A 14,223-nucleotide genomic window follows, 5' to 3' on the forward strand; every position below is an offset into this window, starting at 1 on the left:
TCGGCGTTGCGGGCCGTTCGCCTCCCCCCTTTCGCTCTGCCGCCATCCGGCAACTGGCGTTTAGGCCAGTCTTGACGAATACTTCACCCGCAAGCAGAAAAAACATTGTCATGGCGCTGATTCTGCGGGATTTTTCTTGCGGCGAGCCATCCCGGCTCCCGCCGCCTGACGCCGCAACGCTCCCGCAGATCGTGTTCCCGGGAAAAAGTGTGCCATTTTGGATAATGCCAGCGGGAAAACCCGCCCGCGGTTTGACGTAGATAAAGCTTTTCGACTTGTAACAATGTTACATTTTGATGCAGAGTAATCGCCGCCATCCGTGTTGCATTGCTACACGGCGCGCCGTGACTCCCCGGCGGGATGACAGCACACGGTGTTGTCGACGAGCGACGGATCCACAACGGGGACACGAGGAATCTTCGGGGATTGACAGAATAAGTTTAAACGACAACTAATAAATAGTACGGTGCAGGTAGGGCTATTCCTGTTTAGCGTGCCACCGGCTCTCTTTCGCCCCGTTGGGGTTCCAGGGCCGGGGCAGATCGTGAGGTTTCGTTATGTCAACATCCGCGCATCACCGGGAGCGGGTTCTCTGCGCCCCTCTGTCCGGCACCCTCGTTCCTCTTGCCGAGGTTCCCGATCCGGTTTTTTCCGAAAAAATGCTGGGCGACGGCATCGCCATCTTTCCCGCCGGCGACCGTCTTGTCGCGCCGTGCGACGGCACCGTCACCCAGATCCACGCGGCGCATCACGCGCTGACCCTGAGCACCGACGAGGGCATCGACATTCTGATGCATATCGGCCTGGACACCGTTCTGCTCAAGGGCGAGGGATTCGCCCTGCTCGTCGGACAGGGCGAACGTGTCGCGGCGGGCACGCCGCTCATCGAATTCGACATGGATTTCCTGAAAAGCCGGGCCCGCAGCATCGTCACGCCGGTCATCGTGCTCGGCGGCGGAACGCTCGCCGGCGCGGGCAGCCCCGGCAATTTCGTCAGCGCCGGCTTCGACCCGGTTCTGCGGCTCGTTCCGGACACCGCATCCGCGGAGCGGGACACCCCCGCCCCCGCCGCGCAACGGGCCGAATCCGAACCGATCCGGGTCGCCGGGCCGGCCGGCCTGCACGCGCGCCCCTGCGCGGTGATCGCCGCGATCGCCAAAACCTTCGCGTCGGACATACGGCTCGAGTGCCGGGGCGACAGCGCCAACGCCAAGAGCGTGGTCTCCCTGATGGGTCTGAGCGTGGTGTTCGGCGATACGGTGCGCCTTGTCGCCGAAGGTCCCGACGCCGACGCCGCCATCGCCGCGCTGCGCCAGCCCGCCGCGGGAGACCCGCACGAAGCCGCGCCGGTCGCGACCCCGATCGCTCCCCGCCCCCTTGCCGGCGGCGAGCCCGGACTGCTCTGTGGCTTCGGGGCGTGTGCCGGCATCGCGGTGGGGCAAAGCTACCGCCTTTCCGCCCAGGACGTCAGCGTCGCCGAAACCGGATCGGGAGAAGAGCACGAACACAGTGCGCTGGCGGCCGCGCTGACCACGGCCCGTCTTCAGCTTGACGAGCTCGCGCGCACGGGAGGCGCCGACGGCGCGGGAATTTTCGCGGCGCATCAGGCGCTCCTCGAAGACCCCGACGTGCTGGATCGCGCCCAGGCGGGCATCCGGACCGGCCAAAGCGCCGCCTTCGCCTGGAAGCAAGCCTTCACGCTATGCGCCGACCGGATCGCCGCGCTACCCAATCCGGCCCAGGCGGCGCGCGCCGACGACTTGCGCGACATCGGACTTCGCGTGCTGCGGATTCTCACCGGAACGCAGCTGTCGATGCCCGACCTCCCCGAAGGCTCGATTCTCATCGCCGAGGAGCTGACGCCATCCCTGACGGCCGGACTGGATCGCACCCGGGTCGCGGGCTTGTGCACCATCGGGGGAAGCCCGACCAGCCATGTCGCCATCCTCGCCCGCTCGCTGGACATTCCCGCCGTGGTCGGCATCGATCCGGCGGCGCTGGCGCTGGAAAACGGCACGCCCGTCATCCTGGACGGCGAACGTGGCACCCTGCATGCCGCTCCGGACGAGGACGCGCTCGGCCGGGCCGTCGCGCGCCGCGCCGAGCAGCAACGCATGCGCGCGAGCGCGCACCGGGAGGCCGCGCAGGAAGCCGTGACGACCGACGGGCACCGGGTCGAAGTGGTCGCCAACATCGGAGGCCTCGACGACGCGGAACAGGGCCTCGCCAATGGCGCCGAAGGGGTGGGTCTGCTGCGCTCGGAGTATCTGTTCCTGCAGCGCGCCGACGCGCCTTCCGAGGAAATGCAGGCCGAGGCCTACGCAGGCATCGCCCGCGCGGTCGGCACCGACCGGCCGCTGGTGATTCGCACGCTCGACGTCGGCGGCGACAAACCGCTCGGCTATCTGCCGATGCCCGCGGAGGACAACCCCTTCCTTGGCGTGCGAGGAATCCGCCTGGGGCTGGCCAGACCCGACATCCTGCGCACGCAATTGCGCGCCATCCTGCGCGCGGCTCCCGTCACCCGGCTCTGTATCATGTTTCCGATGATCGCCACGCTGGGCGAGCTGCGCCGCTGCAAGGCGATGGTCGAGGAGGAGCGCGCCCGGCTCGGCATGCCGCCCGTGCGGATCGGCATCATGGTCGAAGTCCCCTCCGCCGCCATCCTCGCCGAACAGTTCGCGCGCGAAGCGGATTTCTTCTCCATCGGCACCAATGACCTGACCCAGTACACCCTGGCCATGGACCGCAATCATCCGGCTCTCGGCAACGAGGCCGACGCGCTCGACCCTGCCGTGCTGCACCTGATCCGCCAGACCGTCGACGCCGCCCACCGGCACGGCAAATGGGTCGGGGTATGCGGCGGGCTCGCATCGGATCCGCTGGCCGTGCCGCTGCTGATCGGCCTCGGCGTCGACGAGCTGTCGGTCAGCGTCCCGTCGATTCCGCAGATCAAGGCTCTGGTTCGCCGCCACGCGAAAAGTGAATGCGAGGCGCTGGCGACCGAGGTGTTGTCGCTCGGCACGGCCGCCGAGGTACGGACACGTTTGACGAAAGCAGTGAAAGACTAGGCAGCCCGTCAGGGCCACGACTCAACAAGGAGAGGGACACGATCATGTCTGTCAATGCGTTTTCGGTTCTGCAAAAAATCGGCAAATCACTGATGATGCCCGTGGCGGTGCTGCCCGTCGCGGGCCTGCTGCTCGGCATCGGCAGCGCCAACTTCGGTTGGATGCCGGCCATTCTGTCTCACCTGATGGCGCAAGGAGGGGGCGCCATCTTCGGCAATCTGCCGATCATCTTCGCCGTCGGCGTCGCCCTCGGCCTCACGGAAAACGATGGCGTGGCGTCGATCGCCGCCATCGTCGGCTATGTGGTGCTCCTGGGCGCGATGGGCGTGATGGCGGGCGTGCTCGGCGCCCATACCTCCCAGGTCATGGGCATCGCCACCATGGACACCGGCGTGTTCGGCGGCATCCTCTCGGGGGTGGTGGCCGCGGTGCTGTTCAACCGCTACTATCGGATCGACCTGCCCCCCTACCTGGGCTTCTTCGCGGGCAAGCGCTTCGTGCCGATCGTCACGGCCGTCGCCTGCCTCGTGCTGGGCGTCGTGTTGTCCTTCGTCTGGGCTCCCGTTCAGGTGGGTATGAATACGTTTTCCCACTGGGCGGCGGTCAGTAACCCTTCGGTCGCCGTCACGCTCTACGGCGTGGTGGAGCGGCTGCTTCTGCCGTTCGGTCTGCATCATATCTGGAACGTGCCGTTCTTCTTCCAGATGGGCGACTTCGTGGACGCCGGCGGGAAACTGATCCATGGCGACATCAACCGCTTCTTCGCGGGCGACCCGACCGCCGGCATTCTCGCCGGCGGCTTCCTGCCGAAGATGTGGGGCCTGCCGGCCGCCGCCATCGCCATCTGGCACTCGGCCAAACCGGAAAACCGCGCGGCGGTCGGTTCCATGATGGTGTCGGCGGCCCTGACGTCCTTCCTGACCGGCATCACCGAGCCGATCGAGTTTTCCTTCATGTTCGTCGCCCCGGTGCTGTATGCCATCCACGCGGCGCTGGTCGGCCTCGCCTTCTACCTGATGAACATCTTTGGCGCCCACATGGGCTTCACCTTCTCGCAAGGCGCCATCGACTTCGGCCTATTCTATGTGCGCGATGTGCGCCCCTGGCTGGTCTTCGTTCTCGGACCGATCTACGCGGTCGTTTACTACACGGTGTTCCGCGTCGTCATCCGGGCGCTTGACCTGAAGACGCCGGGCCGGGAGACGGAAGCCGCCGCGATGTTCGCGGCCACCCCGGCGCCAGCCGCCGCAACGGCTTTCGCCCCGGCTCAGCCCTCCGCATCTGCACCGGCCACCCCTTCGGCTCCATCCGGCGGCATCGCGGCCGATCTTGTCGAGGCCTTCGGCGGCGCCGGCAATCTCGTCAGCCTCGACGCCTGCATCACCCGCCTGCGCATCAGCGTCAACGATGTGGCGCGGGTCGACCAGTCCCGGCTCAAGACCCTGGGCGCCGCCGGCGTCATGGTGGTGGGCAACAACGTCCAGGCGATCTTCGGCCCCAAGTCCGAGAACTTGAAAACCGCGATGGACTCCTATCTGAAAGGCCCGGCCGCCCCGCGTTCCGCCACCGTCCCGGCGCCGGAAAGCGGAACGCCTCCGGTTCCGCCCGGCGATGTCGCGGCCGACCTCGTCGAGGCCTTCGGCGGCGCCGGCAACCTCGTCAGTCTCGACGCCTGCATCACCCGCCTGCGCATCAGCGTCAACGATGTGGCGCGGGTCGACCAATCCCGGCTCAAGGCCCTGGGCGCCGCCGGCGTCATGGTGGTGGGCAACAACGTCCAGGCGATCTTCGGACCCAAGTCCGAGAACCTGAAAACCGCGATGGACGCCTACCTGAGAGGACGATGAATCCCCTGCCGGGGGCCGGACAACCGCGCCTCCGGCAACACAGTGATTGATTGACTTGAGGAAATGAACGATGGACAGCCAACAACTGAACGACCTGATCGGCCGGGTCAAGGCGGCGCAACGACGCTTTGCCGAATACAGCCAGGAGAAGGTCGATGCGATTTTCCGGGCGGCGGCGCTCGCCGCGGCCGACGCGCGCATTCCGCTCGCCAAACTGGCCGCCGAAGAAACGCGCATGGGGGTAGTCGAAGACAAAGTGATCAAAAACCACTTCGCCTCCGAGTACATCTACAACAAGTACAAGGATGAAAAAACCTGTGGCATCCTCGATCAGGATCCGGCGTTCGGCATCATCACCATCGCCGAGCCGATCGGGCTGATCTGCGGCATCGTGCCGACCACCAACCCGACATCGACGGCGATCTTCAAGGCGCTGATCTCCCTGAAAACCCGCAACGGCATCATTTTCAGTCCCCACCCGCGCGCGAAACGCTCCACCTGTGAGGCCGCGCGCCTGGTGCTGCGCGCCGCCGTGGCCGCGGGCGCCCCGGAAGACATCATCGGCTGGATCGACGAACCGACCGTGGATCTGTCCACCCAGCTGATGCAACACCCCGACATCAACCTGATTCTCGCCACCGGCGGCCCCGGCATGGTGCGCGCGGCCTATTCCTCCGGCAAGCCCGCCATCGGCGTGGGCGCCGGCAACACCCCGGTGGTGATCGACGAAACCGCCGACATCAAGCGCGCCGTCGCCTCCATTTTGCTGTCCAAGACCTTCGACAACGGCGTGGTCTGCGCGTCCGAGCAATCGGTCATCATCGTCGACGACGTCTACGAACAGGTCCGGGCGCGGTTCCACAGCCACGGGGGGCATATCCTTCCCCCCGCCGATCGTGACGCGGTCGGCGGCATCATCCTGAAAAACGGCGCGCTCAACGCCGATATCGTCGGCCAGTCCGCGCTGACCATCGCCGCGATGGCGGGCGTCGAGGTTCCGCCGACCACCCGCGTGCTGATCGGCGAAGTCGAGGAAGTGAGCGAGGCCGAGGCCTTCGCCCACGAAAAACTCTCCCCCACCCTGGCGATGTACCGCGCGCGCGACTTCGATCACGCCATGGATATCGCCGACAGTCTTGTCGCGCTGGGCGGCATCGGCCACACCTCGGTGCTGTACACCGACCAGGATCAGCAGCAGGCGCGCATTCGCCGTTTCGGCGCCCGCATGAAAACCGCCCGCATCCTGATCAATACGCCCGCGTCGCAAGGCGCGATCGGCGACCTGTACAATTTCAAGCTGTCGCCCTCGCTCACGCTGGGGTGCGGCTCGTGGGGCGGCAACTCGATTTCCGAGAACGTCGGTCCCCAACACCTGATCAACAAGAAAACCGTGGCGGAGCGGGCGGAAAACATGCTGTGGCACAAACTTCCCAAGTCGATCTATTTCCGCCGCGGCTGCCTGCCGGTGGCGCTCGAAGAACTCAAAGGCAAGAAGCGCGCGCTGATCATCACCGGCCCGCATCTTTTCAAGGCCGGGTATGTCGATCAGGTCAGCGAGATCCTCAAGAAGAACCAGGTGGAAGTGGATGTGTTCTACGAAATCGAGGCCGACCCGACGCTGGAAATGGTCCGTCGCGGCACCGACGTGGCCAACCGCTTCAAGCCCGACGTGATCATCGCGCTGGGTGGCGGCTCGCCGATGGATGCCGCCAAGATCATCTGGGTGATGTACGAGCACCCGGATGTCTATTTCGAAGAGCTGGCGCTGCGCTTCATGGATATCCGCAAGCGTATTTACCAGTTCCCGAAACTGGGCGTGAAAGCCGAGCTGGTCGCCATTCCGACCACCTCGGGCACCGGCTCCGAAGTCACGCCGTTCGCCGTGGTCACCGATGAGACGACCGGGGTCAAATACCCGATCGCCGATTACGAACTGACGCCGAACATGGCGATCGTCGACCCGAACCTGGTGATGAACCTCCCGAAAACCCTGACCGCGCATGGCGGCATCGATGCCGTCACCCATGCGCTGGAAGCCTATGTCTCGGTGATGGCCAACGAATACAGCGACGGGCAGGCGCTGCAGGCGCTGCAACTGTTGCGGGACTTCCTGCCGTCGGCCTACGCCAACGGTGCGAAAGACCCCATTGCCCGGGAGAAGGTTCACAACGCCGCCACCATCGCCGGCATCGCCTTCGCCAACGCCTTCCTCGGCATCTGCCATTCGATGGCCCACAAGCTTGGCGCCGAGTTCCACCTGCCGCACGGGCTCGCCAATGCGCTGTTGATCAGCAACGTGATCCGTTTCAACGCCACCGACACGCCGACCAAACAGGCCGCGTTCAGCCAGTATTCGCGTCCGCAGGCGCTGTGCCGCTACGCCGCGATCGCCGATCACCTGAAACTGGGCGGCGGCACCGACCGGGAAAAAGTGGCGAGACTGATCGACTGGGTGGACAGCCTGAAGGCGGCGCTGGACATCCCGGCGTCCATCCAGGAGGCCGGCGTGAGCGAACCCCTGTTCCTCGCCCGGCTCGACAACCTCGCCGAAGAGGCCTTCGATGATCAGTGCACGGGCGCCAATCCGCGCTTCCCGCTGATCACCGAGCTCAAGCAGGTGCTGCTGGACAGCTTCTATGGCCGCCCCTATGTCGAGAGCCACCTCAGAGAGGAAGCGTGACGCCGCGGGTTTTACGGCATTTTGATACGGGAACCGGTACCATCCGGACACTGTTCTCATGACGCTGGCGCCCCGCGCCGGAGTACATCCGGGCGGGGCGCGTTTTTTCGTCATTAGCAACATTAAGACATCTCGAGACCATTCGTCTCACACACGCCAGACAAAAGGAATCGACAGGCGCTCGCGTTATCGCTCGACCTTCGCACCCCGGTAGATGTCTTCCCTGAATCGCTCGTAGGTTCCGTCGGTTTTCATCCTGGCCAGGCCGTCATTGAAGGCCTTGAGCAGGCGCCGGCCATCGGGAGTGCGGCGCATCAGCACATGGCCGTACTGCAGACTCAGGGGACGCGACTCGGCCGTCACCTGCTCGCGGGTACCCTCGGGAAACAGGGGGGACGCCAGCATTTGCCATCCAGAGACCTCATCCATCGGAAACAGATCGATACGGCCGGCCAGGAGTTTGCGGAAATTGCTTTCATCGTCGGCCGACTCTTCGACCGTGAGAATCCCGTCGCCGGCCAGTTGCCAGAAAGCGCGGGTATAGGTGTAGCCGCGCGTCGCGCCGAAACGGAAGGCGGCCAGGTCCTCCAGCGCGCTCCATTTGGGCACGGACAGGTTCTTGCGGTGAAACAGCAGTTCGCGATGTTCCGAAACGGGATCGCTGTAAAGAAACTCGCGGACGCGCTCGGCGTCATCGAACCAGAAGGAGCTGGCATCGGCCCGGCCGGCGCGCAGCACCTCCAGCGTTCGCCGCCAGGGATAATACTGAAACCGCACCGACATCCCCTCCCGCCGGAAAGCTTCGGCCACCACCCGGTTCACGAAGCCCTGGTCGGCGCGTTTTTCACTGGTCCACGGCGCGTACTCGCCAGTGGATACCACCACTTCGGGAGGCGCGGCCGTACACATCGCCATCAGCGCCCATCCCCCCACCAGCCCCGCACCCCTCACGCCTTCTCCCTCCGGCAATACCCGCACCCATTTTTTATAGTCCGGCGCCGGGTCTAGCGATGCACAATCTCGGAGAGTTTGTCCGCGATGTCCTGCGCCGTGGCGGCCTGCTCTTCACTCGCACCGGCGATCTGCACGATATAATCGCGCATTTGATGCACCCCCTGGTCGATCGCGGTCAGCGCCGTTTCCACGTTGGCGAACTCCGCCTCGGTGCCATGCACGCGGCGGCGGCCTTCTTCGATGGACTGGATATTGAGGGTGATGTCCTGCTGGGTGTCGCGAATCATGTCGCCGATTTCCTGAGTGGCCTTGGCGGTACGCTCGGACAGTTTTCTGACCTCGTCGGCCACCACGGCGAAACCCCGGCCGGTCTCCCCCGCCCGCGCCGCCTCGATCGCCGCATTCAGCGCCAGCAGGCTGGTCTGATCGGCGATGTCCTTGATGACCCCCACGATCTGCCCGATGGTTTGCGAACGCTCGCCAAGGCGCGACAGGCTGTCCGCCGTGGAGCGCACGATATCGGCCACTTCCTTGACGCTGCGGTTGGTTTCGCTCACCCGCGTCATGCCTTGCCTGGCCTCGCCAAGAATCAGCTCGGCGGACTCCGACGCCGCCGCGGACTGGGTCGCCACGTTTTCGATGGTGGCGCTCATGGCCTGGACATTCTCGCTGACCGAGCCCACATTGTGCTCGAGCCATTGATGACGCTTCGCGTTGTCGGCCGCGACCCGCTCGTTTTCGACCTGATGGGTAATATCGCGGAAACATGCCATGAAGCACAGCAGCTCGCCCGGAGGATGCTCGCTCCACATCGGGTAGACTGTCGTTTCGAAATGGATATCCCCCACCGGAATCACCGCGCGGTGTTCGGCGATGCTGCGGTTCGCCAGGTTGGCGAGAATGCGGCGGATCCGATCCGGGTCCTTGTGGAACTGATGGATACTGCGCAGGTTCGCCTGATCGACATCGGCGCCGCCGCGGAACGTGCGGTTCAGGGCGTCCCGGTGCTGATGCAGGACATCGCGCGCCGTTTTGTTCATATAAAAAATGACATTGTCCCGACTGGTATCCGCCAGCATCACCAGGTTATCGACCCTGTCGAGCATCTGGCGCAGACGGTTCAACTCATCCTGGCCACTGTCTTTGCCGCGGGTCTGTTTCGCCGCTTTTCCAAAGCCGAACATGCACCCTCCTCGCCACAGGCTTGCCGGAACATCCGTCATCACTACTATGGTCTAGATTATTCCCATAGAGATTCAAAGCTCATAATCAATTATTCTGCCGGTCGACGGTTCGGAGCCGGGCCGCTTGCGCCACACTGCGCATGACGAAGCGGCACAGTCCGGGGCATCCACGCCTATCGCGGGAAAGACCGCCGCATTCAGACAGCATGCATGGCATACGCGCCGTCATCGCCAAGCACGGGCGATCGGGGTCCGAAGAGCCCTTTCCCGTCGCGCCCGGGAATCGTTGACGTTATACGTGCCAGGTTCCATGATAAACGGGTTTTATGTTACCCATACGGCGCGAGGAGAACCCATGATGCATCAGAAAGTTGTTGAACCGCTGACCGTGCTGTATGCGGCGCAAGAGCTGACAATCCCGGAAATCGGTTCGCATGCGGAAAAACTCTGCGCCGCCCTGCTCGCCGAAGCGCAAAAACAGCGGCTGTCGATCGCCGGCCCGTGGGTTTTTGTCTACCACAAACTTCCCGCCAACGGCACGGATCGCTGTCTCGCCGAGTTCTGCCTGCCGGTCGACGGACCGGAGACGGGCTCGGACTCCGCCTTCGCAGTCAAGACCCTGAATCGTTTCGCCTGTGCGGCGTCGGAGTATCGGGGCAGCCTTGCCGGGCTGTTCGAGCACGGCTACCAGCCGCTCGTGAATGACATCACCGGAGCCGGACTGCGCGTCACCGGAGAGAGCCGCGAAATTTATCATGCCTGGGCCGCTCCCGACTCTCCGGACAACCGGGTCGAACTGCAGTTCGGAGTCGAATGACCGCCGGTGTTCCGTCCCAGAAAATCCTCCAGACTACGCACCAGTGTCCACGGCGTTTGATTCATCGGATAGTGGCCGGCGAAAGCGCTGACTCTTGCTCTGGCGTCACGCCTCGGCCTACAATCGCGAAGGTCGTCATCACGGCGACTGTCCCGTCATTACTTCGCATAAGGCTCGCATGTTGGAGATTGCCGCAATCCGGTAACCCGGTTACGCCGTCAAGGCGCCAGGTTATCGCCATGTTCAGACCGCTGGTGGCACCCGCGCAGGGTCGCCGCATGTTTGTCACTTGATTGCGAACACACCCGACATGAATCTCTCCAAGCCGGAGCAAAGGACACTTCACGTCCTCGCCAAAGGCGGCCGCATCGTGCTCATCCGCGATGAAACGGGCCATATTGCCACTGTGGACTGCCATACCCGCGAAGGGTACATCTTGTCCGACTGCACTCCGACCGTCTTCCGGAAACTGAAAGCCAAACGGCTGATCGGCTCGAAGAACGGCCAACCCTATCTGATCAACACGATGGGCCTGCGCGCCGTGCGCGGGCAAATCGACAATCAATGAACGGACCGCCGGGAGCGCGGACGACCGGTTTCCGGTTTGCCGCGACGCTCCGGTGTTTCCCCGGAAAACACGCTCATGACCATTCTTATCCGACTCGAACAGCCCCAGGATGGCGCCGACATCTTCGAATTGACTCGCACGGCGTTTCTGACCGCGCCCCACACCAGCCACACCGAACAGTTCATCGTCGACGCGTTGCGCCGGCGCGGCGAGCTCGCGCTGTCGCTCGTTGCGCAGGACGACGCGCATCTGGTCGGCCATGTCGCCGTCTCGGTGGTCTCCCTTTCCTCCGGCTGCGTCGGCTGGTATGGCGTGGGCCCGCTTTCCGTCCTTCCCGGACGGCAGAGGCAAGGCGTCGGCAGCCGGCTGATGCGCCAGGCATTGACCCTGATGGAGGCGCGAGGCGCCGCCGGTTGCGTGCTGGTCGGCGATCCGGACTACTATTCGCGCTTCGGTTTCGCGCCGCACCCGGATCTGGCATCCCCGGGCATCCCGTCCGGATACGTCCTGGCACTGGCGTTCGGGGAGGATCGCCCGCGAGGGACGGTGACGTTTTCCGGTGCATTCGACGCCAGCGTCTGACCGGCGCTAGTCGCCGAACCCGCCGCCCAGCGCCTTGAAAAGGGCGATCATCGCCGCCGCGCGCGTCTGACGCGACGCCAGCAGCGCATCGCCGGCCGCGCGGCGCTGAATGCGGGCGGCCAGCACTTCGCTCCGGGCGCTCTCGCCGACGGCGGCCCGCCGTTCGGTCTGGCCGACCAGCGCTTCCCGGGCGGCGAGCGCCCGGCTCAGGCCGGCATCCCGCACGGCCTCCTCTTTGCAGCGCGCCAGCGCGGTCTCGACATCGGCCAGCGCCGACAGCACGGCCTTGCGATAGGCGGCGAACGCGGCATCGCGCTCCGCCTCGCGCGCGTCGACCTGGGCCTTGAGCCGTCCACCGGCAAACAGCGGCAGCGTCAACTGCGGCCCGGCATTCCAGAACCGGCTGGCCGATTCGGTCAGGCGCCCCGGATAGATCGAATCCCATCCTCCCGAACCGACCAGCGTCAGGCGCGGATACTGCTCGGCCACCGCCGCGCCGATGTCGGCGGTGGCCGCCGCCAGCGCCCGCTCCGCCGCCCGCACATCGGCGCGGCGCCGCAAGAGTTCGGACGGCAGTCCGGCCGGTATCGCCTCCGGCACGGCAAATGGCGCCGTCCCCTCGAACCGGATGGCAAGACGTTCGACCGGTTCGTCCACCAGCACGGACAACGCCGCCAGCGAAGCATGGCGTGCCGCGTCCATCACGGGCAGCGCGGCTTCCTGATCGGCCAGCGCGGCACTCGCCTCGTCGACCTCGCGATCCGACAGCCAGCCGGCGCGGCGTTGCAGTTCCGTCAGACGCAGCAGATCGCGACTGTCGGCGACCGCTTCCGCGCCGTTTTCCCGGCGGAGTGTCCAGGCGCGCACATCGGCGGCATTGCGGGCCACCTCGGCCGCCACCCGCAGCGCCGCATCCTGGCGCGCCGCCTCGCTGCCCTCCATGCGGGCGCCGGCCGCCTCGACGCCGCGGGACAGGCGGCCGAACAGATCGATCTCCCAGGAGGCATCGAACCCCGCGCGGTAATCGGTGAAACCGGTGCGCGGATTGGGCAAGGGCAGGTTGGCGAGGCTTTCGCTGTTGCGGGACATCTGGTCGCGCCCCAACCGCGCGCCGGTATTCAATTGCGGCCATCGGACTCCGCCCGCCATCGCGAACCGGGCGCGGGACTCCCTCACCCGGGCTTCGGCCATGGCGATATCGGGGCCGCTTCGCAATGCCCGCTCGACCAGGGCATTCAGAGTCGGGTCACCGAACAGCGTCCACCAGCGCTCCGGCGCCGGCATGGCCGAATCCGGCGCCGCCGCGTAGCGGTCGGGCAGCGCCTGCGCGGTAACCGGCGCCCGGTAATCGGGGCCGACCGCGCAGGCCGAGAGCCACAGGCAGGAACTGATGACGACAAGGCGCGACAAGCGGGTCATAGCGATCCACTCCTTCTGAGAAACAACAGGTACGCGCAACCGAGCGTGACGGCGGCGATGGCCAGCAGCGGCCAGGCATGGGGCCAGACGTCGCCCGCGCCATATCCCTTGAGAAAAATCCCTTTGACGATGACGATGAAATGACGCAACGGATCGATGGCGCTCAGCGCGCGCAGCACGGGGGGCATGTTTTCCACGGGGGCCATGTAGCCGGACAGAATGACCGCCGGCGACATGAAGGCGAAGGAACCGAGAAACGCCTGCTGCTGGTTGGACGACAGGGCGGAAATCAGCAGACCGAAGCCGATCAGCGACAAACCGTAGGCGATCATCGAGGCCAGGAGCAGCCAGACCGGCCCGGTGAACGGCACGCGGTACACCCATACCGCCGCGAGCGCGATGATGCCGCCTTGCACCAGGGCCACCAGCACACCGGGCACGGCCTTGCCCGCCATGATGAAGGCCGGAGTCAGCGGGGTGACCAGCAATTGCTCGAACGTTCCCTCTTCTTTCTCGCGGGCCAGTGACAGGGCGGTGACCATCAGGCAACCGATCGTGGTAATGATCGCCACGAGGCTCGGCAGAACGAACCAGCGGTAGTCGAGATTGGGGTTGTAGAGGTGACGCGTCACCAGCGTGGCCGGCACCGTGCCGGCATAGCGCTCCCGCGTGAAATCGCGCACCACCTCGCCGGCATAACCGTAGGCGATCTGGGCGCTGTTGGAACGGCGACCGTCGATGATGGCCTGCAAGGACACGCCCCTGCCCGCGGCCAGCCGACGCGAGAAGTCCCGGGGAATGCGAATGGCCAGCAGCACCTCCTGGCGGTCGATGAGCCGGGCGAGCTCCGCATCGCTGCGCGCCATCTCGATGTAGGGGAACGCGCGCGTCGCGGCAAGCCGCTCGACGAGTTCGATGGAGGCCGCGCCGCCATCCTGATTGAACACCGCCAGATGGCTGTTCCTGACTTCGAGCGTCGCCGCGAACGGAAACAGCGCCAACTGCAGCAGGACGGGCACGATCAGAAGACCGCGGCTTTGCGGATTGCGCAGCAGCGCGGCCAGCTCCTTGCGCACCAGGGTGTAGAGTCGGTACCACATG

The 14,223-nt window shown here is 65.3% G+C and carries 10 protein-coding genes; 6 read left to right on the top strand and 4 right to left on the bottom strand.

Annotated features, from left to right (window positions below; translation table 11 throughout):
* Positions 1-557: 557 nt before the first annotated feature.
* The 3 genes from ptsP (at position 558) to adhE (ending at position 7,598) form a co-directional block, all read left to right on the top strand.
* Positions 558-3,071 (top strand): phosphoenolpyruvate--protein phosphotransferase, encoded by a 2,514-nt coding sequence (gene ptsP, locus JNO50_RS11480; protein WP_189534662.1) that lies wholly within the window; start codon positions 558-560, stop codon positions 3,069-3,071.
* 44 nt (positions 3,072-3,115) lie between these two features.
* Entirely contained in the window at positions 3,116-4,918 is a 1,803-nt protein-coding gene (gene ptsG, locus JNO50_RS11485; RefSeq protein ID WP_189534660.1) for a PTS glucose transporter subunit IIBC, read from the top strand.
* Positions 4,919-4,988: 70 nt separating this feature from the next.
* Positions 4,989-7,598 (top strand): bifunctional acetaldehyde-CoA/alcohol dehydrogenase, encoded by a 2,610-nt coding sequence (gene adhE, locus JNO50_RS11490; RefSeq protein WP_189534658.1) that lies wholly within the window; start codon positions 4,989-4,991, stop codon positions 7,596-7,598.
* Between the two features lie 186 nt (positions 7,599-7,784).
* Here the strand turns inward: adhE and JNO50_RS11495 are convergent, their stop codons facing one another.
* Positions 7,785-8,513, bottom strand: coding sequence for a substrate-binding periplasmic protein (locus JNO50_RS11495; RefSeq protein WP_189534656.1), 729 nt, complete (start codon positions 8,511-8,513; stop codon positions 7,785-7,787).
* An 89-nt stretch (positions 8,514-8,602) separates the two neighbouring features.
* Complete coding sequence (locus tag JNO50_RS19155) at positions 8,603-9,775, bottom strand: methyl-accepting chemotaxis protein (RefSeq protein ID WP_483406968.1); 1,173 nt, start codon at positions 9,773-9,775, stop codon at positions 8,603-8,605.
* Between the two features lie 316 nt (positions 9,776-10,091).
* Here JNO50_RS19155 and JNO50_RS11505 point away from each other — a divergent pair, with 316 nt between their 5' ends.
* The 3 genes from JNO50_RS11505 to JNO50_RS11515 all read left to right on the top strand — a co-directional run bounded on the left by JNO50_RS11505 (position 10,092) and on the right by JNO50_RS11515 (position 11,703).
* A complete protein-coding gene (locus JNO50_RS11505) occupies positions 10,092-10,553 on the top strand; it encodes a GyrI-like domain-containing protein (protein WP_189534653.1) in 462 nt (153 codons plus the stop codon).
* Between the two features lie 310 nt (positions 10,554-10,863).
* A complete protein-coding gene (locus JNO50_RS11510) occupies positions 10,864-11,121 on the top strand; it encodes a YjhX family toxin (protein WP_189534650.1) in 258 nt (85 codons plus the stop codon).
* A 75-nt stretch (positions 11,122-11,196) separates the two neighbouring features.
* A complete protein-coding gene (locus JNO50_RS11515; RefSeq protein ID WP_189534648.1) occupies positions 11,197-11,703 on the top strand; it encodes a GNAT family N-acetyltransferase in 507 nt (168 codons plus the stop codon).
* Positions 11,704-11,709: 6 nt separating this feature from the next.
* Here the strand turns inward: JNO50_RS11515 and JNO50_RS11520 are convergent, their stop codons facing one another.
* Both JNO50_RS11520 and JNO50_RS11525 read right to left on the bottom strand, forming a co-directional pair.
* Positions 11,710-13,122, bottom strand: coding sequence for an efflux transporter outer membrane subunit (locus tag JNO50_RS11520; protein WP_189534646.1), 1,413 nt, complete (start codon positions 13,120-13,122; stop codon positions 11,710-11,712).
* Positions 13,119-14,222, bottom strand: coding sequence for an ABC transporter permease (locus JNO50_RS11525; protein ID WP_189534644.1), 1,104 nt, complete (start codon positions 14,220-14,222; stop codon positions 13,119-13,121). Before JNO50_RS11525 ends, JNO50_RS11520 begins: the two co-directional genes overlap by 4 nt.
* Position 14,223 lies beyond the last annotated feature (1 nt).

Origin of the sequence: Paludibacterium paludis (assembly GCF_018802605.1) — a bacterium.
In the GTDB taxonomy this organism is placed as follows: Bacteria; Pseudomonadota; Gammaproteobacteria; order Burkholderiales; family Chromobacteriaceae; genus Paludibacterium; species Paludibacterium paludis.

What these genes read in the sequence shown, in the direction of transcription:
- ptsP (WP_189534662.1), top strand. Translation starts at nt 558, where the DNA reads ATGTCAACATCCGCGCATCACCGGGAGCGGGTTCTCTGCGCCCCTCTG.
- ptsG (WP_189534660.1), top strand. Translation starts at nt 3,116, where the DNA reads ATGTCTGTCAATGCGTTTTCGGTTCTGCAAAAAATCGGCAAATCACTG.
- adhE (WP_189534658.1), top strand. Translation starts at nt 4,989, where the DNA reads ATGGACAGCCAACAACTGAACGACCTGATCGGCCGGGTCAAGGCGGCG.
- JNO50_RS11495 (WP_189534656.1), bottom strand. Translation starts at nt 8,513, where the DNA reads ATGGCGATGTGTACGGCCGCGCCTCCCGAAGTGGTGGTATCCACTGGC.
- JNO50_RS19155 (WP_483406968.1), bottom strand. Translation starts at nt 9,775, where the DNA reads ATGACGGATGTTCCGGCAAGCCTGTGGCGAGGAGGGTGCATGTTCGGC.
- JNO50_RS11505 (WP_189534653.1), top strand. Translation starts at nt 10,092, where the DNA reads ATGATGCATCAGAAAGTTGTTGAACCGCTGACCGTGCTGTATGCGGCG.
- JNO50_RS11510 (WP_189534650.1), top strand. Translation starts at nt 10,864, where the DNA reads ATGAATCTCTCCAAGCCGGAGCAAAGGACACTTCACGTCCTCGCCAAA.
- JNO50_RS11515 (WP_189534648.1), top strand. Translation starts at nt 11,197, where the DNA reads ATGACCATTCTTATCCGACTCGAACAGCCCCAGGATGGCGCCGACATC.
- JNO50_RS11520 (WP_189534646.1), bottom strand. Translation starts at nt 13,122, where the DNA reads ATGACCCGCTTGTCGCGCCTTGTCGTCATCAGTTCCTGCCTGTGGCTC.
- JNO50_RS11525 (WP_189534644.1), bottom strand. Translation starts at nt 14,222, where the DNA reads ATGTGGTACCGACTCTACACCCTGGTGCGCAAGGAGCTGGCCGCGCTG.